Source organism: Streptomyces sp. (assembly GCF_031181555.1).
Classification (GTDB): Bacteria; Actinomycetota; Actinomycetes; order Streptomycetales; family Streptomycetaceae; genus Streptomyces; species Streptomyces fimbriatus.
The window spans coordinates 16,805-35,556 of the sequence record NZ_JAPSKQ010000056.1 but is presented as its reverse complement, the minus strand read 5'-3'; the positions used below and the strand labels follow the sequence as shown (position 1 = coordinate 35,556).

Annotated in this window: 15 protein-coding genes and 1 pseudogene; 3 read left to right on the top strand and 13 right to left on the bottom strand. The window is 75.5% G+C overall.

The window, feature by feature from the left end; translation table 11 throughout:
• Window positions 1–354: 354 nt before the first annotated feature.
• The 3 genes and pseudogenes from RIM90_RS14415 to RIM90_RS14405 all read right to left on the bottom strand — a co-directional run.
• Window positions 355–1,746 carry a carboxyl transferase domain-containing protein gene (locus RIM90_RS14415; protein ID WP_309061083.1) on the bottom strand — a complete coding sequence of 464 codons (1,392 nt, stop codon included), beginning with the start codon at window positions 1,744–1,746 and terminating at the stop codon, window positions 355–357.
• Entirely contained in the window at window positions 1,739–3,208 is a 1,470-nt protein-coding gene (locus RIM90_RS14410; protein WP_309061082.1) for an acyl-CoA synthetase, read from the bottom strand. The genes RIM90_RS14415 and RIM90_RS14410 overlap by 8 nt, the downstream gene beginning before the upstream one ends.
• 203 nt (window positions 3,209–3,411) lie before the next feature.
• Window positions 3,412–3,861 (bottom strand): annotated as a pseudogene (locus tag RIM90_RS14405) (MerR family DNA-binding transcriptional regulator); the annotation flags it as partial.
• Window positions 3,862–4,017: 156 nt separating this feature from the next.
• Here RIM90_RS14405 and RIM90_RS14400 point away from each other — a divergent pair.
• Complete coding sequence (locus RIM90_RS14400) at window positions 4,018–4,926, top strand: hypothetical protein (RefSeq protein WP_309061081.1); 909 nt, start codon at window positions 4,018–4,020, stop codon at window positions 4,924–4,926.
• On the opposite strand, the gene RIM90_RS14395 is transcribed toward RIM90_RS14400, so the two are convergent.
• The 10 genes from RIM90_RS14395 to RIM90_RS14350 all read right to left on the bottom strand — a co-directional run bounded on the left by RIM90_RS14395 (window position 4,871) and on the right by RIM90_RS14350 (window position 16,997).
• Window positions 4,871–5,473 (bottom strand): hypothetical protein, encoded by a 603-nt coding sequence (locus RIM90_RS14395; RefSeq protein ID WP_309061080.1) that lies wholly within the window; start codon window positions 5,471–5,473, stop codon window positions 4,871–4,873. The genes RIM90_RS14400 and RIM90_RS14395 overlap by 56 nt on opposite strands.
• Entirely contained in the window at window positions 5,451–6,218 is a 768-nt protein-coding gene (locus tag RIM90_RS14390) for an FkbM family methyltransferase (protein WP_309061085.1), read from the bottom strand. Before RIM90_RS14390 ends, RIM90_RS14395 begins: the two co-directional genes overlap by 23 nt.
• A 68-nt stretch (window positions 6,219–6,286) precedes the next feature.
• Entirely contained in the window at window positions 6,287–6,580 is a 294-nt protein-coding gene (locus tag RIM90_RS14385; protein WP_309061079.1) for a Trm112 family protein, read from the bottom strand.
• On the bottom strand, window positions 6,486–7,502 hold the full coding sequence (locus RIM90_RS14380) for a hypothetical protein (RefSeq protein ID WP_309061078.1): 1,017 nt from the start codon (window positions 7,500–7,502) through the stop codon (window positions 6,486–6,488). Before RIM90_RS14380 ends, RIM90_RS14385 begins: the two co-directional genes overlap by 95 nt.
• Before the next feature lie 15 nt (window positions 7,503–7,517).
• Window positions 7,518–8,255 (bottom strand): class I SAM-dependent methyltransferase, encoded by a 738-nt coding sequence (locus RIM90_RS14375; RefSeq protein ID WP_309061077.1) that lies wholly within the window; start codon window positions 8,253–8,255, stop codon window positions 7,518–7,520.
• Window positions 8,256–9,527, bottom strand: a complete 1,272-nt coding sequence (locus tag RIM90_RS14370; protein ID WP_309061076.1) for a condensation protein — start codon at window positions 9,525–9,527, stop codon at window positions 8,256–8,258.
• On the bottom strand, window positions 9,524–13,912 hold the full coding sequence (locus tag RIM90_RS14365; protein WP_309061084.1) for an alpha-(1->3)-arabinofuranosyltransferase family protein: 4,389 nt from the start codon (window positions 13,910–13,912) through the stop codon (window positions 9,524–9,526). The genes RIM90_RS14370 and RIM90_RS14365 overlap by 4 nt, the downstream gene beginning before the upstream one ends.
• Window positions 13,909–14,685 carry a class I SAM-dependent methyltransferase gene (locus tag RIM90_RS14360; RefSeq protein ID WP_309061075.1) on the bottom strand — a complete coding sequence of 259 codons (777 nt, stop codon included), beginning with the start codon at window positions 14,683–14,685 and terminating at the stop codon, window positions 13,909–13,911. Before RIM90_RS14360 ends, RIM90_RS14365 begins: the two co-directional genes overlap by 4 nt.
• A complete protein-coding gene (locus RIM90_RS14355; protein ID WP_309061074.1) occupies window positions 14,682–15,833 on the bottom strand; it encodes a glycosyltransferase family 4 protein in 1,152 nt (383 codons plus the stop codon). The genes RIM90_RS14360 and RIM90_RS14355 overlap by 4 nt, the downstream gene beginning before the upstream one ends.
• A gap of 177 nt (window positions 15,834–16,010) precedes the next feature.
• The gene (locus RIM90_RS14350; protein WP_309061073.1) at window positions 16,011–16,997 is read right to left on the bottom strand and encodes a DUF3068 domain-containing protein; all 987 of its coding nucleotides are present in this window, start codon (window positions 16,995–16,997) and stop codon (window positions 16,011–16,013) included.
• Between the two features lie 202 nt (window positions 16,998–17,199).
• Here RIM90_RS14350 and RIM90_RS14345 point away from each other — a divergent pair, with 202 nt between their 5' ends.
• The gene (locus RIM90_RS14345; protein ID WP_309061072.1) at window positions 17,200–17,352 is read left to right on the top strand and encodes a hypothetical protein; all 153 of its coding nucleotides are present in this window, start codon (window positions 17,200–17,202) and stop codon (window positions 17,350–17,352) included.
• Between the two features lie 63 nt (window positions 17,353–17,415).
• A complete protein-coding gene (locus tag RIM90_RS14340) occupies window positions 17,416–18,597 on the top strand; it encodes a helix-turn-helix domain-containing protein (protein ID WP_375165445.1) in 1,182 nt (393 codons plus the stop codon).
• Window positions 18,598–18,752: the final 155 nt, after the last annotated feature.

Genomic DNA, 18,752 nt, shown 5'->3' with positions numbered 1-18,752 from the left:
TCCTGAACTGCATCAACCCGTCCATGGCGCCGCGCGCTCCCCCCGCTGTGTGCGATCCCGGTGAACTCCTATGTTACGTAAGGTGCTTGCCCCGACGCGCGGGCCGTGCGGTGCCGGGGCACGCGAGTGGCGCCGCCTCCCCGGGACGGGGAGACGGCGCCGCGGTCGCTTCTTCCCCGGGCGTCAGACCAGCCGGCCGGCGAAGCGGACGAGGCCGGCGAGGACGTCGGTGAGAAGGTTCATGATCGTGCGTTCTCCTTGCGGTGGTACGTCAGTGGGACCCGTGTGACTACGGTCCGCAGCCCGCCATTCGCACACCGTGCGTATCGTCAATCGCTTGGGTCGCATCCGCCCTCACGGGTGACGACCACCTGTTCCGGGGGGACACGTGCTCCCCTGTTCGGGTGCGGGGCCGACGACGCCCCGGACCACCCCCAGGTCCACCAGGTCCTGCGGACGGATGCGGAGTTGGCCGGCCGTGGTCTCCGCCTCCGCCGGGGAGCGCTTGAGGATCGCCGCCGCGAGCTCCGGGGCGATCACCGAGAAGTAACTGTCCGGGGTGACCCAGGTGTTGCCGGGAGCAGCCAGGGCCAGCGCGCCGCCCGAACCGCCCTCGCCGATGACGAGCGTGGTGACCGGGGTGCGGGCGGCGGCCACCGCGCCGAACAGGCCGGCGATCGCCGCTCCCGCCCCCTGCCGCTCCGCCTCCGCGTCGTTGGCCGCGCCCGGCGTGTCCACCAGGGTCAGCACCGGGATGCCGAGCCGGTCCGCGAGCCGGACCAGGCGGGCGGCGGTGCGGTACCCGGCCGGACGGGTCGCCGCCCCGGTCTGCGCCGCGTAGGCGACCGTACGGCCCTCGTGCTCACCGAAGCCGCAGAGCACGCCGTCGGGGTCCGTACCGCCGCAGCGGTCGCCGCCGATCGTGACGCGGTGGGCGAAGTAGGCGTCCAAGTAGGCGGCGGCGCGCGGGCGTCGCGGCGAACGGGCGCGCCGGACGGCGTCCCAGCCGGTGGCCGGCAGGTCCGGTGCGCCCAGGGACGCCGGCGGCGGAGCCGGTGCGGTCGACGGGCGGGTCAGCAGCCGCAGCCACCGTCCCAGCGTCTCCCGCAGCGCCTCCGGCCGCACCACCGCGTCCGCCGCCCCCGCCGCCACCTGCGCCTCGGCCGTGTACGCCGCCGGGTCCGCGTCCGCCGGCCGCACCCGTGAGCCGGCGAAGCCGATCTGGGCCCCGGGCAGGGCGAGGACCACGTCGGCACCCGCGCCCAGGGTGGCCCAGCCGCCGCCGGTGGTCGGATCCCGCAGCACCGCCACCTGCGGCAGCCCCGCCTCCCGGGTGAGCGCCGACGCGCGGGCCACGCGCTGGAGCTGGGTGAGGGCGAGCATGCCCTCCTGCATCCGGCTGCCACCGGTGGCGACCAGCGGGACGACCGGCAGGCGGTGCTCGCGGGCGTAGGCGTACGCCGCCTCCAGACGGTCGCCGGTGCGCACGCCGAGCGAGCCGCCGAGGAAGCCGAACTCGAACGCGACGAGCACGGCCCGGGTGCCCCCGACCCGGGCGGTGCCGCAGACCACGGACTCCTGCTCACCGGTGCGTTCGGCGGCGCGGGCCCGGGCGGCGTCGTAACCGGGCCAGGCGAGGGGACCGTCGGGAGCGGATCCCCTGGTGGGGGCGGGCAGTTCGGAGAAGTCGTCGGTGACCAGGGCGACGGCCTCACGGGCGGAGAGACGCTCGGCCGTGTCAGCCACGGCGCAGCGCCCGCTTCATGATCTTGCCCATGTCGTTGCGGGGGAGGGAGTCCAGGTGGTGCACGACGCGCGGGCGCTTGTGCGGCGCGAGACGACGGGCCACGTGCTCGGCCAGCTCCTCCGGTCCGGGCGGGGAGTGCGGATCCGCCGGTACCACCCACGCCACGATCCGCTCGCCCAGGTCGGCGTCCGGCTCCCCGGTGACCGCGGCCTCCCGCACGCCCGGATGCTCCAGCAGCGCGTTCTCGATCTCGCCCGCACCGATCTTGTACCCCCCGCTCTTGATCAGGTCGGTGGCCTTGCGGCCGACGATCCGGACGTAGCCGTCGGGGTCGCGCACCGCCATGTCGCCGGTGCGGAACCAGCCGTCGGCGGTGAAGGCGGCGGCCGTGGCGTCGGGGCGGTTGAGGTACTCGGTGAACAGGTTCGGCCCGCGCACCTGGATCTCGCCGACGGTCCCGCCGTCGTACGCCGTCACCGGCGTCCCGTCCTCCTCCACCAGCCGCAGTTCCACGCCCGGCAGCGGCACGCCCACCGTGCCCGGCCGGGCCTCGCCGTCCGCGCGGACGGCGGTGTTCATCAGGGTCTCCGTCATGCCGTACCGCTCGATGACGCGGCGCCCGGTCGCCGCCGCGATCCGCTCGTGGTCGTGCACCGGCAGCGCGGCGGAGCCCGACACCAGCAGCCGCGCCCCGGCCAGCGCCTTGACCAGCTCCGGATCGGCGGGCAGCGCCTCCGCGACGCGGTGGTACATCGTCGGCACGCCGAACAGCATGGTCGCGCCGTCGTTCAGCTCGCGTGCCACGCCCTCGGTGGTGAACCGGCCGAGGTGGCGCACGGACCCGCCGCGGCGCAGCGGGCCGAGCGTGCCGAGGACGAGCCCGTGCACGTGGAACAGCGGGAGTCCGTGCACCAGGACGTCGTCACCGGTCCACCGCCAGGCGTCGGCGAGCGCGTCCAGGGTCGCGGCGACCGCGCGGCGGGGCAGGACGGCGCCCTTGGGCGGGCCGGTGGTACCGGAGGTGTAGACGATCAGGGCGGGGTCGTCCTCCCCCCGGGCGCGGTCGTCGGGGAGCGTCCCCGGGGCCCTGACCGCGGGGTCCACGTCGACGCGGGGCAGGTCTCCCAGCGGGGCGGGGAGTTCCGGGCCGGCCGCGGTGAGCACCAGGTCCGGGGCGCTGTCGGACAGGATGTGACCGAGCTCCTTCTCGCCCGACCTGGGGTTGAGCGGCACGACGGTCACCCCGGCGGTCAGCGCGGCGGTCACGGCCACCGCGGTCTCCAGCGTCGGCGTCGCCCAGACGGCGACCCGGCGCGCCCGCCCGAGCCCCCCGGCCACCGCGCCGGCCGCCGCGGCGAGTTCCCCGTACGTCAGTGAGCGCTCGCCGAACCGCAGGGCGGGCCGGCCGGCGGCCGGGCCGTCGGCCAGGGCCGGGAAGAGAGCCGGGAAGAGAGAGGACACGCGGCGTACTCCTTGGGTGTCGTGGCCGGTGAGGGGCGGCGCGGTCGGTGCCTGGACGTCCTACCCAAGCCGGTCGGGACGTCACCGTCCACACCACCGCCCGCCGCACCTCGGCCCGCCGTGCCTCAGGCGGCCCGTTCCACCACGTCCGCCACCCCGCAGCTGACGTCGTCCGGGCCGCCGGCCTCGTTGGCCGCGGTGATCAGCGTGGTGCCCGCCTCCTCCGTGCCGTCCGCCGCGTCGCGCACCGCCTGCGCCGCGCCCTGGACCGCGTCCTCCAGGAGGTCGAGGACACCGCCCGCCGGTGCCTCCCGCGTGTCCAGGAACCGCAGCGCCTCCACCGCCGCACCGCTCGCCGGAGCGAAGCCGCCGGCCACGGCCAGCAGCCGGCCGCCCGCGTGGGCCGTGTCCTGGTTGGCGGGGCGGACGCGGCCCCGGTCGGAGTGGGCGTGGTGGCGCAGCTCCAGCGTGTTCATGGTGGTGTCCCTTCGCGGCTCTTCCGTGAGGTGTTCGACCGGGAACGCGGCGAGATCCCGGCGTACGGACGTCTCCGCCTCCACCCGGGCGGGCCGCAGCAGGTCCAGCTCGTCGTACAGGCGCAGCGCCTTCGGGGACAGCCGGCACGCCTTCGCGAACGCGCCGATCGTCGGCATCCCCACGGGTCCCCCCTTGCGCCTCGCAGTCGCCTCGTGTTCCGCCACCGATGCCGGGGCTTCACCGAAGGTGAAGGTCAAGCGGGCTGTCCCGGTTCCCGGGACGGTTGTTAGCCTGCCGGTTCGACCGGCCGTTCGTACCAGAGGGAGTCCGCCGTGCCCCGCATCGCGCTCGTGACCTGCCGGCCCGGACCCGAGGTGGCCGAGGACCGGGACCTGCCGGTCCTGGTGCGGGCGCTCCAGGAGGCCGGAGCCGGGGCGTCCGCCGTGGCGTGGGACCACGGGGAGGTCGACTGGAGCGGCTTCGACCTCGCCGTGATCCGCTCGACCTGGGACTACAGCTGGCGGGCCGCCGAGTTCACCGCGTGGGCCGAGCGGTGCGGCAAGGCCACGCGGCTGGCCAATCCGGCGGACGTGGTGCGGTGGAACACCGACAAGCGCTACCTCGGGGACCTCGCGGCGGCCGGCGTGCCGGTCGTCCCCACCCGCTACCTGGCCCCGGGGGACCCGGCCGGCCTCCCGGCCGACCACGAGTACGTCGTCAAGCCGGCCTCCGGCGCGGGCGCCCGGTTCGCCGCCCGCTACACGCCCGACGAGCACGACACGGCCGTACGGCACCTGCGGCGGATGCACGCCGAAGGACTCACCGCGATGGTGCAGCCGTACGTGCGCGGCATCGACACCGCCGGTGAGCGGGCGCTGCAGTTCTTCGGCGGGCGCCTGCTGCACGCCAGCCGCAAGCAAGCGGTGCTCGCGCCCGGGACGCCCTACGACCAGCGCAAGGTCGCCCACCCCGGGCTGACCGCCTGGACCCCCACTTCTGCCGAACTCGCCGTCGCGGAGAGGGCGTTGGCCGCCGTCCCGGGGGCACCCGAGCTGCTCTACGCACGTGTCGACCTGGTGGACGGCGAGGACGGCCGGCCGCGGGTGATGGAGCTGGAGCTGGTCGAGCCGAACCTGTTCCTGGCGCTGCACCCGGAGTCGGTGCCGCGCGTGGTGGAGGAGATCCTCAGGGCCGCCGGCGCGGGTCGCCGACCACCGCACGCTGCAGCAGGCCCCAGGTGAACTCCGCGACCACCTCGTGGCGTTCGCCGCGGGCGTCCGGTGCGGTGAGGGCGAGGCCCCAGCGGGTGGGGGCCGTGCCCTCCAGGGGGCGGGCCGGGGGGAAGGCGCGGGCGGCCTCGTCCACCGTGCAGGACCAGGGCGTCAGGTCCTCCAGCGAGCGCGGGGCGGACGGCTCGGCGCCCGGTGCGCGGACCAGCCACTCGTTCCAGACGGCGCCCCCGGGAGCGGTCAGGACCTCGAAGCGCAGGTCGGGCCAGAGCGGGACCGGCCACTGCCACGCCTCGCAGTCGAGGTCGCCGATCCGGCGCGGGGTCCGGGACTCCGGCTCGCCGAGGACGGAGCGGTACCGGGAGAGCGCCGGGCGGGAGCGCGGGGAGCGGACCATCGCCTGCCAGCGCTTGTTGGCCTCGCGCATCCGGGCGGGGGAGGCGCCCAGCGCGTGCCGGGCGTCCTCCACCAGGTCCGGGTTGAAGTCGGCCATGCGGCGCAGCAGGACCAGCTGGAAGTCGAGCGCGGTGAAGGGGCTAGCGGGGGGCATGGGAACCATCGTCGCCCACCCGCGCCCCGCCGGGGCGGCGGCCGTCCGGGAGGAACAGCACCGAGTTGACGTAGCGCGGACCCCGCAGCGGGCCGAAGGGCAGCACCCGGCGGAGCAGGCCGCGCGAGGCGACGTACGAGGTGCGGGCCTGGTGGGCCTCCAGGGGGAAGCGGGACAGCGGGACCCAGGTGCCGGCGGGCAGGACCCAGCCGTCGTAGCCGAGGAGCGACAGATACGTCACCACGGGGGCGACGGGCTGGATGCGGGACTCCAGCTCCACGAACAGCGCCGGGCGGTCGCGGGCCAGGACGCCGGCCGCCCCGCGCAGCACCGCCGACTCGTTGCCGTCCACGTCGATCTTCACGAAGCCGACGTCCTTCAGGCCGAGTCCGTCCAGCGTGACGCAGGAGACGTCCAGGAAGTGACCGTGGATGTCCCGGCGGACCAGGGACGACACGCCCCGGTCGCCGCCGTCGTCCGGCGGCAGCCACAGCCGGGCCGTGCCGGGGCGGTCGGAGGCCGCCGCGCGGACCACCCGTACGTTCGGCGGGGCGGTGGCGGTGAGCAGCCGCGCCAGGTGGGGGACCGGCTCGACGGTCACCACGCGCCGGGCGCGCCGGGCCAGCCGGCGTGTCCACGGGCCGTACCAGCCGCCGACGTCCACCGCCGTGCCGCAGTCCGGCGGGCACAGGTCGGCGAGCCGGGCCAGCTCGGGCTCGAAGCGGGGGTAGACCGTCCGGGCCGCGAAGGCCACCGCACGGGTGGGCAGGAAGGACGCCGCACGGGCGGCCGGGGTCCGGGACGCCCGGGGCGCGGGACGCGTCACGGCGCCGTCTCCCGTGAGGGGGCGGGGGACATGCGGGTCAGCAGCTCCTCGTGCTCCTCGTCCGGGACCTGCTCCCCGGACGACGGCAGCAGCTGCGGGATGCCGTCGACGATCGGGTAGCGGCGGCGCAGGCGCGGGTTGTACAGGGCCTCCTCCCGCGCCGACCGTCCGTCCGCTCCCTCCTCGCCCCCCTCCTCACGGTCCGCGTCGGGGGCGGGGGACAGCAGGTGCAGCGGGCCCTTGTCGAGCGGGCAGGCCAGGATCCGCAGCAGCGGGTCGTCGGGATTCACGGGCTCTCAACTCCTCGGTTTCGGCGGCCGGTTCCCGGGCGGTGTCGTGTTTCGGCATGGCCAGCAGCACGGCGACCGCGAGCACCGTGCCCGCGACGCGCAACGCCAGCCGCAGCGGTTCGTCGGGAAGTTCCTCGCCGAACGACAGCGTGCCGAGCACCGCCGAGAACAGACAGGAGACGGTCGTGCACACCGGCACGATCAGCGAGGCCCGGCAGCGCTGGAGCGCCGCCTGCGACATCACCAGACCGAACGCGCCGGTGAACAGCAGCAGATACGGATACGGGGAGCGCAGCAGGGCCGGCACCGCGCCGCCGACGCCCCCGGCGGCCAGGTGGCCCGACACCCCCTTGACGGCGAGCGAGCTGACGCCGTAGAGCAGGCCGACGGCCACGCCGTACTCGACGCCCGTCGTCGGCATCCGGTGGCGGCGGCGGGCCCGGCGCTCGGCGGCCGCGTACAGCCACACCCCGGCCGCCAGCGACGGCACGCACACCAGCAGGATCAGCGGATACGGCGCCGCGCGGCCCACGGTGTCGGCGCCCGGGCCGCCCTCGCGCAGCGACAGCACCACCATCAGCAGCGCGAGCAGGACGGCACCCAGCGCGTACCGCTCCCGGCCGCTGGTCTCCTCGCCCAGCAGCCGGGCCGACAGCAGGACGAGGAGCACCAGGCCGGAGACGAAGAGGCCCTGCGCGGCGGCGATCGGCAGCGTGCGGTACACCACCAGCTGGGCGGCGAACCCGGCCGCGAGCGCCAGCGCGCCGCCGATCCACAGCGGGCTGCCCAGCACCAGCCGCAGCAGCCGCGCGGGCCGCCGGACCGACACTTCGGGCAGGGCGGCGAGCGCCCGCTTCTCCAGGACGAATCCGCCGCTGTAGAGGACGTTCGCCACCAGGGCGGCGGCCACTGCCCACCACATGACCCCCCGGCCCCCTCACGTCTTCCGCGCGTGCAGCAGCAGGATCGACGCGAGCGAGGGTCCGGCACAGGCCAGCCGGTCCAGCGGCCGCAGCGCACGCGGGACCCCGTGGAAGGGGGCGCCCTCGAGGCGTACGACGGTGAAACCGGACGCGGTGACGAACTCCCGCAGCGCGCGGGCCGTGTAGAGCCGCAGGTGGCCGACCACCTCCGTGCCCGGCCGGCCGTGGATGCCGCGCAGGCTGACCTCGGAGAAGACCGGCTGCACCCCGGCCAGCAGCAGCACGCGGTTGTACCAGGCGGCCAGGTTCGGCGTGGACAGCATCAGGTGGCCGCCGGGGCGCAGGACGCGGCGGATCTCGTCGAGCGCCGCGTCCGGGTCGACGAGGTGCTCGACGACCTCGCCGAAGAGCACCGCGTCGGCCGACGCGGAGGCGAACGGCAGCCCGTCGCCGGTGAGTTCGCCGCGCACCGCGTACGGCAGCCGGGTGCGGGCGCGGGTCAGGGCGTCCTGGGACCAGTCGACGCCGACGAGGCGGTGGCCGCGCAGGAAGGGGGCGGCGGTGGCCGCGGCGGAGCCGTCGCCGCAGCCGATGTCGAGGATCGTCCGCGGGCCCCCGGCGCCGGCCGGGCCGAGCGCCCGGGCCAGCATGCGGGCCTGGCGGCGGCTGCGGGAGGGGCCGGAGGCCACGGGGACGGCGGGGTTCTCGTAGAAGTCGCGCAGGTCGCGGGGCGGGGGTGCGGTGGTCGTCACTCAGGTCGCCTCCGTGGTGTGCAGATGGTGCTCGAAGAGATCGCGCAGATACGCGCCGTCGCCGGGGCCGAGCAGCGTGCGGGACCAGCGCAGGGCCAGGTGGAGCCGGCCCGCGGTGGAGGCGGTGGTGAAGGTGAGACCGCGGGGCATCCGGGCCGGCGCCGAGAACCACACGGCGTGCGCCCGCCCGGCCTCCTCGCCGAAGTCCAGCGGGTACGGGACCCGGCCGATGTTGCTGAGCAGCGTGGTCGACGTCCAGGGTGCCGCCGCCCGGCGCAGGGCGCGGGTGAGGGCGGCACGGCAGGCGACCGGCGCCCAGGGCGCGGTGAGCAGGGCGGCGCCGTGGCCGAGCTGGGGCCGGGGGAGGGACTTCAGGGCGCGGGTGCGCAGGGCGGTGCGGCGCAGCAGTCCGGGCAGGTCGGCCGTGTCCAGCTCGTCCGGCGCGAAGGGCACGTCGACCAGCCGGGTGCCGTTGCCGATCGGCATGGTCGCGTCCCGGGGCCGGTCGTCCACCGGCATGGTGATGCGCAGGGGCCGGCGGGCGGCGCCGCGCTCCCGGTTCCAGTGGGCGAGCGTCAGGGCCGTGGCGACCATGAGCTGGTCGTTCACGGTGTACGGGGAGCCCTTCGGCCGGTGCGGCAGCGGGAGTTCGGCGACGAGCATGCCGTTGCCCGGGGACCGCTCGGGTGTGCCGGGGGCCACCCGGGCGGGCGGCGCCCAGGGGGAGGGCACGGCCGGCGGGCCCTGCGGTGTCCCGGGAGGGCGGACCGGCGGGGCGGCGGGGGCGTTGTCCCGGCCGCCGTACACCTCGGCGGCGGTGGCCAGGACCCGGAGGCAGGCGGGGCCGTCGAGGGCGGTGTGGTTGAGGGTGAGGACGAGCACCGAGCCCCGCCCGCCGTCCGCCACCGCGCCGTCCACCACCTCCAGGCGGACCGGCGGGGACGCGGTGAGCGGGGGCGCCTGGGCCAGCGCCCGGGCCCGGGCGTCCCGCAGGGCGTCCTTCCCCGGGGGCGGGAAGCTCACCGCCTCCACGTCCGGCCCCTCGGTCAGCTCCCACTCGTAGCGGCGCCGGTACCAGGGGCCCGGGGCCTCGCGCACGAGGATGCGCGGGTGCCGGCGCAGCGCCTCCGTGAACGCCTTGCGCAGGCGGACGGGGTCCAGGTGCCCGGTCAGGTGCACCTCGATGTGGACGGTCTCCGGCTCCGCCTCCTGCCGGCAGTGCCGGGACACCTCGTCGACGACGGGGAAGGGGATGCGCGGGGGAGCGGTCATGCGGGGCCGCCCTTCCCCGGGTCCGCGGGGCCGCCCCTGCCCGGACCACCCGGTGTCCCGGGCAGCCGCCGCGTGGGCGGGCCGGAGGCGGGGGGCGCCTCCGGGGCACGAGGAGGCGCCGCGGCGGGTGACGGCGGCGAGGCGGGTGCCCGCGGGACCGGCGGCGGTCCGGACGCGTGGGGCCCGGTGGTGGCCGCGGGCACCGGCGGCAGCACCGCCGTCGACCCCGGCCCGTCCGCCGGCCCGCCCGGCTCCCGGGCCGGCTCCGCCCGCTCGCGCGGCGCACCGAGGCCCACCAGCGCGGCGAACAACCCGGCCAGCGCCAGGAGCTGGGCCACGTGCCCGTACGCTCCGGTGCCGGCGCCCACCGGCTCCCCGGCCCCGAGCGCCGCCGCCACGCCCGCCCCCGCGAGGGCCGCGAACGCGACCGGCGCGAGCAGCGCGGGCCGGCGCCACGCCAACAGCGCCAGCGCCGGGACCAGCAGCGCCCACCAGCCCGCGATCACCACGCCGACCGGTGCCAGTGCCACCGTGCCGAGCCACGGGCCGGGCGGCGGCGGGGCCGGCTGCGGCTCGTCGGGGTTCTCGGCGTTCCGGCGCCACAGCACCAGCCCGATCAGCACCGCGATCCCGGCCCCGCTGCCGACCAGCCCGGCGTCGTACGTCGTGGCCGGCTCGTAGGACAGCTTCACCGTGCCGCCCGCGCCCGCCGGGATCCGCCAGCCCTGCTGCCAGCCGTCCAGCCGCAGCGGCGTGAGCTCCTCGCCGTTCAGGGTGGCCGTCCAGCCGTCGTTGTGGTTCTCGTACGTCGTGAGGTACGAGGCCGCGCCCGAGCCGACGGTGACCTCGCGGCGGTCGCCGAGCCAGTCCCGGACCTCCAGCCGGCGTCCGGAGTCCGCGACCCGGGGCACCGTCCCGCGGGTCAGGGTCACCTCGGTCAGCGCCAGCGGGCCCGTGTCACCGCCCTCGACCTGGTGCTCACCGGCGGACAGCTCCAGCTCCCGGTCGTCCCGGCCCCCCTGACACGGTGTCACCTCGACCGGGCGGCGCTCCACCAGATCCCGCACCGTGCCCCGCACGCTCGTCTCGTACAGCGCGCCGTCCACCGCCAGCACCGGTCCCTCGCCGCACGGCAGCGAGACCTCCCGGGTGCCGGACGGCTGTGGGGTGCGGTACCGGTCGAGGGCCGGGACGTACGCCTCCGTGAGGCCCACCGGGAGCTGCAGGTCCTCGTCGACGACCGGGTTGTGCAGGGTGAGCGGGGCGGTCTCGGTGACCGTGATGTCGAGCCGGTCGGTGGTGATCGGCGGGAAGCGGACCCAGCCGTTCTCGTCCACGCCGGCGATCGCCGCGCCGTCCGGGGAGCTGATGTGCACCTCGGCGGCCCGGGTGGACAGGCCCCCGGCGGGCGCCAGCACCACCTCGCCGACCGGCTGCTTGCCCTCCCAGCCGAGGTGGATGGTCGGCCGGTCGCCCGCGATCCACGCCGTGGTCAGGTCGCCGTCGGTGAGGTTGCGCGCCGACAGGCCGGCGCCGAGGCGGGCGGTGGAGTCGGCGGTGGCGACGATCCGGCTCCGCTGCTCGGGCGCCACCTCGTACAGCAGCCGGTCCAGGGCCTCGCCCGGCACCGCCACCGCGCTCGCCCGCACCTCGTACGTCCCCGCCGAACCCGTGGTGAACCGGCGGTGCAGTCCCGCCTCGGTGCCCACGACGGACAGGCCCGTGGGGTCGGCGGCGCGGTGCAGGGAGACGACCTCGGCGGTGGCGGTGGACTTCTCCGCGTCGGTGGGCAGCCGCAGCAGCCGGGTCACCCGCACGTCGGGCAGGGCGATCTCGGAGAAGCCCGCGCCGGTCAGACCGGCGCGCTCGGCCGTCGAGTCGACGATCGTCAGTCTCATCCAGTCCGTCGGGCCCGCGGGCGCCTCGATCCGCTGCTTGCTGCCGTTGGCCCGGAGGAAACTGGTCGCGGACCCGTTCTCCGTCTCCACCCGCACCCGTGTCGCCGCCGCCCGCACGCCGTCCTGCGGCAGCGGGGTGACGCCGAGGGAGTCCGGCATGTCGTAGCGGTCGGAGAAGGCGATGCGCAGCCACTGCCCGTCCGGGGAGTCGGCCGAGCCCTCCGTCCACGCGGTGTCCGGGTTGCCGTCGAAGGCGTTCACCGGGTCGAACTGCGGCAGGTGGAAGAGCCAGTTGCCGTAGGAGGAGGCCGTCACCGAGCGGGCGCCGCGCAGTTCGGCCACCGTCTGGTGGTCCCGGCCCTCGACCGGCAGGATCTGGTGCGGCGGCTCGCCCGCGTCCTGCGCGGCGTCCGGCGCGTTGCGCTCGTCGCGCGTGTACGTGTACGACGTGTTCGCGTTGACCAGACCGAACCGCGTGTCCGCGCGCCGCATCCCGTCGCCGGTCACCTGCACCGGCGGGGTGCCGAGCCCGGGGTGGGCGTCGCCGGTCAGCACGGCCGGCCGGCCGCGCAGCTCGTCCGCGAGCGGCAGCAGCGCCTCGGGGCCGCCGGAGACCACGGCGGTGTCGGCGAGGGGGAACAGGGAGGCCTGCCCGGGCCGCGGGACGTCCCCGCCGGCCGGGCGGTAGATCTCCACCGCCCGCTGCCGCGGATACAGGCCCTCGACCTGGAGCGGGGTGCCGTCCGCGATCACGCCGCCGGTCGTCACCGGGCCGAGGCCGGTGACCCGCTCGTACCCGGACTGCTCCAGGGTGCGCTTGACCGTGGTGGTGGGCACGTGCCCGATCTGGTCGGGGTCGAGGTCGTTGCGGACGACGACGTAGAAGACGCCGGCCCGGCTCAGGTAGTCGGCGAGGCCCGGCACTTCGGCGCCGGTCAGCAGGGCCTGCTCGACCGCGTCCATGGCGCGCCGGTTGCCCGGGGTGCCGAACGGCACGTAGTCGCGCTGCGCCCAGCGGGAGTCGGCGACCACGTCCAGCGGCTGGTCGATGGTCGAGCCCCAGGTGTGGATGCCGTGCGCGGTGGCCGGGACGACCAGGGCGCGCGAGTCGGGGGAGTACTTCTCCAGCCAGTCGGCGGTGGCCTGCCAGTACGCGGGGATCTCCCGGAACGAACCCGGGCTCAGGACCGAGCCGTTGAGGTACGGCCACAGCAGGCCCGGCAGGACGAGGACCGCGGCGATCAGCGGGGCGGACCGGCGGTGGCCCCTCCGGTGGGCCGCGCGCGGCCCGGCGGCCACGCCCACGACGTGTGCCAGGCCCAGCACGAGCGCCAGCGCCAGTCCCGTCTGGAACTTGTAGATGTTGCGGAACGGCGCCGCCCAGCCGTCCAGCCAGTCCTGCACCACCGAGTGGAACGGGGCGCCGAACGCGCCGCCGTACCCGGCGAGCAGCACCAGCGCCGTCACCAGGACGGTCAGCACCAGCCAGCGTCGCTCCGGCACGTCCCGCCGGGCCAGCCCCGCGAGGCCCAGCCCCGCCGCGAGCGCCGAGCAGACGATCACGAGCACCGAGGAGGCCACGGTCCAGCCGGCCGGCAGCCACGCCTCACCGAAGTGGAGGTAGGCCACCCAGTTCCCGGCACCGCGCAGCGCCTCCGTCGCCGCCATGGTGTCGGTCGTGGTCCGCGAGGTCTCGATGTAGGGGAGGAAGTTCTCGCCGTAGGCCCCGAGCAGCAGCAGCGGGATCCACCACCAGGCCGTCGCCACGATCACCGCGGGCGTCCACCAGGCGATCAGCCCGCGCTGCCGGGGCCCCGGCGGGCGGGAGAGCAGGTACAGGCCGACGGGCAGCAGGGAGGCCAGCGTCGAGGCCGCGTTGACCCCGCCCATGAACGGCACGAGCAGTGCCGAGCGCAGCGCCGCGACGCGGGCCGCGTGCCGCTGGTTCGTCAGCGGCAGCAGCACCCAGGGCAGGAACGCGCCCGGCAGCGCGGCGGCCGACGTGGACCCGACGACCGTCGTGAACACCGGCCACAGCGCGTACGCCGCCGCCGCGAGCAGCCGGGACGCCCCGCTGCCCACGCGCAGCCGCTCCGCGAGCCGCAGCGCGCCCCAGAACGCGACCGACACGATCAACGACATCCACAGCCGCTCCGCCAGCCACACCGGGAGGTGCACGAGGTCGCACACCCAGTGGAACGGCAGCATCGGCCACAGGTAGCCCACGTACTGGTCGGAGATCCCGCCGAACGACCCCCGGTCGTGCCACAGCTGGCCCAGGTCGGCGAGGAACCGCCCGGGGTCGACGGTGACGCCGAGCTTGGTGTCGAAGGTCTGCCGGCCGGGCTGCACCGCGAGGAACAGCACGAACACCACGGCCCAGAAGCCGAGCAGCCAGCGCCGCGACCGGGGACCCCGGGGAGGGTCCGCGGAGGTCGCGGTGCGGGGGACGGCTGCCGGAGGAGGAGCCTGGACCATGGTCGTCATACGGGACACCGCCGGAGGATGAGGAGGAGGTTCCAGGTGGCGAACTCGCGCAGGCCGGGCACCTTGACCACGGTCTCGGTGAGGAACGGCCAGTAGCGGGAGCGCGCCGAGACGATCCGCACGTCGTCGCGGGCGCGCACGTGCCGCAGGGTGGTGCCGATGTGCACGGGGAAGAGGTTCTCGCCGAGCGTGTGCTTGGCCGGCCTGCCGGTACGGCGCCGGTAGCGGGCCCGGGCCCGCTCTGCCCCGGCGTAGTGCCACGGGGCCCATTCGTGACCGCCCCAGGGGGACAGCCAGTTGGTGAACGACACGTAGATCAGCCCGCCCGGGCGGGTCACCCGGGCCAGCTCGCTGAGGAAGGTCTGCGGATCGGCCACGTGCTCCAGGACGTTGGAGGAGAACGTGACGTCCGCGGTCCCGTCGGCCAGCGGCAGCAGATAGCCGTCGGCGACCACCGTCCCCTCGGGCGGTTTCTCGGCGAGCTCCCGCACGTCGGGCTCGAACAGGTAGGCGTCCGCGCCGCGGGCGCGGAACTCCTCGGTGAAGTGGCCGCTGCCGCCGCCGACGTCGACCACGATCCGGCCGGCCACCGGGCCGTCGTACGCCTCGACCTGGTCGGCGGCGTCCCGGGCGAGCAGCGCGTAACAGGCGTCGGGGTCGTCCTGCTCGTGCAGGAAGGCCCGGAAGAGGGCGAGGGACCTGCGCAGGGACGGGTCCTTCGGCCCCCGTCCGGCTCCCGGCCTCGCCCGGCCGGGGAGACCGCCGGCGCTCACGGCTGCCGGCTCCTCACGGCCTCGGCCGCCACCGCCCGGAACTGCCGCACCGTGCGGTCCCAGCGGAAGCGGGCGGCGTGCTCGCGGGCGGCCTCGCCCATCAGCTCCCGGCGGTGCGCGGACAGCGCGAGGGTGCACCAGGCCGCCGCGAACGAGGACTCGCCCCGCGCCAGCACACCGGTCTCGCCGTCCACCACGGAGTCCCGCAGGCCGGGGACGTCGAACGCGATCGCCGGGGTCCGGCGGACGGCCGCCTCGGTGACGACCAGGCCCCATCCCTCCACCGCGGAAGGATGGAGCAGCAGCCAGGCCGCGCACAGCAACCGGTGCTTCTCCGCCTCGGACACATGCCCGGTGAACTCGACGTCCGGTCCGGCCAGGCGCTCCAGCCGGTCCCGCTCGGGGCCGTCGCCGACGATCACCAGCCGGCCGCCGGTGACCGGCCGTACCCGCTCCCACAGCCTCAGGAGCAGATCCACGCGCTTGTACTCGACGAGCCGGCCCACGGCCACGAACAGCGGCTGAGGGGAACGCGCGGTGCGCGGGCCCGGTTCCTCCACACCGTTGTGCACGATCCGGATCCGCTCCCGTGGCACGCCGAGCCCGTGCAGCGCGTGCGCGGTCGAGGGGGAGACGGCGACCAGCAGCCCGCGCCGGCGCGCACCGGCCAGGGCCCAGTGCTCGAGTCTTCGCCCGATCCGCGCGGCCGGGGCGAGCGGACCGCCGAAGCGCATCGGCCACAGGTCGGTGTGCACGTGGTTGACCAGGCAGAGGGTGGGCCCGTGATGCCACAGCGGCGCCAGGTACGGCATGCCGTTGCACACCTCGACCAGCAGGTCGCAGTCGCCGACCCGGCGGGCGAAGGCGGAACGGGCACGGAGGTAGTGGTCGTAGGCGCCGCCCGCCGACACGACCCGGTAGTCACGGAAGGACGCGGGCCCTCCGCACAGCAGCGTGACCTGGTGGCCGAGGCGGGTCAGGCCGTCGGCGAGCCGGTCGACCAGCAGCTCGGAGCCGCCGGCGGACGGATTGCCCAGGTCGCGGTGGGCGAGGAAGACGATCCGGCGGGGGTGGGCGGGGAGCACCGGGGGGTGCTGCGGCGCGTCGGGAGGCGTGACGCGCAGGGAGGACGGTACGTGCTGGGGCATCGTTGCTCCAACTCGTCTCGGAGTGCGGGGACGTCGGGACGCGGTGGGGCGCCGTGGGGTTCCGGGACGGGGACGGCCGGTCTGTGCTCGGGTGGGGTTGCACAGTTTTCGCCCAGCCGTTCGTCACGGCTACTCACGAACGTGACAAGTTCCGGCTTTGTTGAACCCGGCGTCATGTCATTTCGTGAGCGCGGACTGCGGCACACCGGGCGTCTCGGGGCGTTCTTCTTCCTTCCGTCCGCGTGCCACCAGAACTCCTCCGGCCGCCGCGAGGAGACCTCCCGCCACGGCCGCGCCGACCGGCAGCGTCTCGCCCAGCAGGCGCAGCCGGCCGCTGTCCTGCTCGGCCTGGCGCACGGCCTCCTTCTGGGTGCGGGGCGTGAACGCGATCTTCTCGGCGTCCAGCAGGACGGCCGCGTCCTCGTCCGCGCCCGGCGCCCGCAGGGTCTGCCTCGGGCCGGTCTGTGCGTAGAGCACCCGGCCCGTGCGCTGGTCGACGATCAGCTCGATGCCGTGGTTGGAGTACCACTCCTCGGCCAGCACCTGCGGACTCTCCGGCCGGTCGACGATGCTGCCCGGCACCAGCCGGGTGCCGGCCTTCGTCGGCGGCACCGACCCGGTGAACCGGTACCCCGTGTAGCCCTGGACCTTCGCGGTGCCCCGGTAGCGCATGACGACCGTGTCGCCGAGGGTGTTGTCCCACCACTGGTAGGAGCGTTTCTGCACGTCGAAGGGGAACTTCAGATACGCCTCGCCCTCGATGTGCGGGGTCTCCTCGCAGCAGTGCACGGGCCTGGTGGTCTTCCGGTCCAGCACCCAGCGGTGCGGGGTGAAGTCCAGGGCGTCGTGCGGGTCGGCGGCCGGCAGGGACGCGTCCGTGTCGACCGTGGTGATCACGTCCCACACGGCGTTTCCGCTGCGCTCGCTGTCCTCGACGTCACCGCGCACCCGCTGGGTGACGGTGATCCTCCGGTCGGGCACCGTCTCGATCCGCTCGGTGTCGAAGACGCTGCCCCGGCCGGTGTAGACGGCGGTGGTGTCGATGTCGACGGGGTTCACCGCGGCACGTGGGTGCACGTACCACGCCAACAGCGGTGCCAGCACCAGCAGGAAGGTGCCGGCACCCAGCAGGACCAGGGAGAAAGGGGAAGTTGTACGGCGCATCCGGGCGCTCCAGAGGCTCGGGACGGCTCGACGTGGGACGGCCGAGGCCGTGGAGGAAAGTGCGCGGGACGTATGGGCCGGGAACCGTAGGCCCCCTCTTGACGGGGTGTCAACGCCATGCCGACACTGGGGCACGACAGACAGGGGTGGTCGGTCACGGTGCGGGGGTGGGGAACCTCCCGACAGAGAGGCTGACCCTGCGATGTCCAGATTGTTCGCCGCCGCGCTGACGGTCGCGCTCGCCGCGGCCCTCGCCGTCGGTGCCGCGCTCGGCGTGGTCGCCCTGCTCGAAGCCAGGCCCGACCAGCCGAACACGCCCATGATCACCTACGAACAGGCCGGCCGGGAGCGCTGAGCCGTGGCCGCATCCCGGACCGTCACGGCCCGCTCCGCCTGGCACGACGTACCGCGCCACCAGGTGCGCCGGTTCGCCGAGATCGCCCTGGCCGAGGCGCCCGCGCTCGCCGAGCACATCATGAGCGAGATCCGGCGCGAGCACCCCCACCTGCCCGTCGTCCTCGACGACTCCGGTGAGCCCATGGCCCTCGTCGGCATCCGCCGCGCCATCGAGGTCTTCGTCCGGCACCTGGCGCACGCGGACCCGGCGGGGCGGCCGACCGTACCGCCCGACGTCTTCCAGCAGTTCGGCCGCGGCGAGGGCCTGCACGGACGGTCACTGGACTCCCTCCAGGCGATCTACCGCCTGGGCGTCCGCCTGGCCTGGCGCTGCTTCGCCGACATCGGCCAGCGCGTCGACATCCCCCCGCCCGCCATGTACGAACTGGTCGACGCGGGCTACGAGTACCTCGACGGTCTGGTCGACCAGTCCGTGCGCGGATACGCCGAGGCCGCCGCCCGCCAGGCGGGGGAGCTGCTGCGGCTGCAACGCCGGCTGCTGGAACTGCTGTTCACCGAACAGCACCGGGGCGATCCCACCGACGCGCTGGCCGAGCGGGCCGCGCGGATCGGCTGGCCGCTGCCCGAGAAGGTCGCCGTCGGCGTGCTGCTGCGCCCGGCGCGGCAGGCGGTGGCGCCCGCGGTGGGGCAGGGGGTGCTGCTCGACATGGAGTACGAGCAGCCCCGCATGGTCATCCCCGAGCCGGACGCGGCCGGCCGCCCCGAACTGCTGCACCGTGCGCTCACCGGCTGGTCCGGGGCGATCGGCCCGCCGGTGGCGATCGCCGACGCGGCGAAGTCGCTGCGCTGGGCGGAGGCCGCGCTGCGGCTGATGGAGCGGAAGCTGCTGCCGGCCGGTGAGGTGCTGCACTGCACCGAGCACACCGAGGCGCTGGTGCTGCTCCAGCCGGAGGAGCTGATCGACGACCTCGCGCTGCGCTGTCTCGCCCCGCTGACGCACTGCGGCCCCACGCACGGGCGGCGGCTCGCGGAAACGTTACTGGCGTGGCTGGAGACCCGGGGCGGGGCGCCGGAGGTGGCGGCGCGGCTCGGCGTCCATCCCCAGACCGTCCGCTACCGGCTGCGGCAGATCCGCGAGTTGTGGGGCGACGAGATCGACGACCCGGACCGCCGCTTCGAACTGGAACTGGTCCTCAGGGCCCAGCGGCTCCGCGGCACGCTGGGGGATCCCCGCGTGCGGTGACCCGAGGGGGCGGCGGTGCGGCGGGGGCGGCCCGAACCGTGCCATTGCCCGCGTGAGCCCGGGTGACTAGCCTGTGTGTGTTCGTCATTCCGATCGCCTGTTGAAATCTCGAACGAGCGCAGGCGCCTGAGACACATAGGGAGGGGGCCGGTCGT

What these genes read in the sequence shown, in the direction of transcription:
- RIM90_RS14395 (WP_309061080.1), bottom strand. Translation starts at nt 5,473, where the DNA reads ATGGTTCCCATGCCCCCCGCTAGCCCCTTCACCGCGCTCGACTTCCAG.
- RIM90_RS14380 (WP_309061078.1), bottom strand. Translation starts at nt 7,502, where the DNA reads ATGTGGTGGGCAGTGGCCGCCGCCCTGGTGGCGAACGTCCTCTACAGC.
- RIM90_RS14370 (WP_309061076.1), bottom strand. Translation starts at nt 9,527, where the DNA reads ATGACCGCTCCCCCGCGCATCCCCTTCCCCGTCGTCGACGAGGTGTCC.
- RIM90_RS14365 (WP_309061084.1), bottom strand. Translation starts at nt 13,912, where the DNA reads ATGACGACCATGGTCCAGGCTCCTCCTCCGGCAGCCGTCCCCCGCACC.
- RIM90_RS14355 (WP_309061074.1), bottom strand. Translation starts at nt 15,833, where the DNA reads ATGCCCCAGCACGTACCGTCCTCCCTGCGCGTCACGCCTCCCGACGCG.
- RIM90_RS14350 (WP_309061073.1), bottom strand. Translation starts at nt 16,997, where the DNA reads ATGCGCCGTACAACTTCCCCTTTCTCCCTGGTCCTGCTGGGTGCCGGC.
- RIM90_RS14345 (WP_309061072.1), top strand. Translation starts at nt 17,200, where the DNA reads ATGTCCAGATTGTTCGCCGCCGCGCTGACGGTCGCGCTCGCCGCGGCC.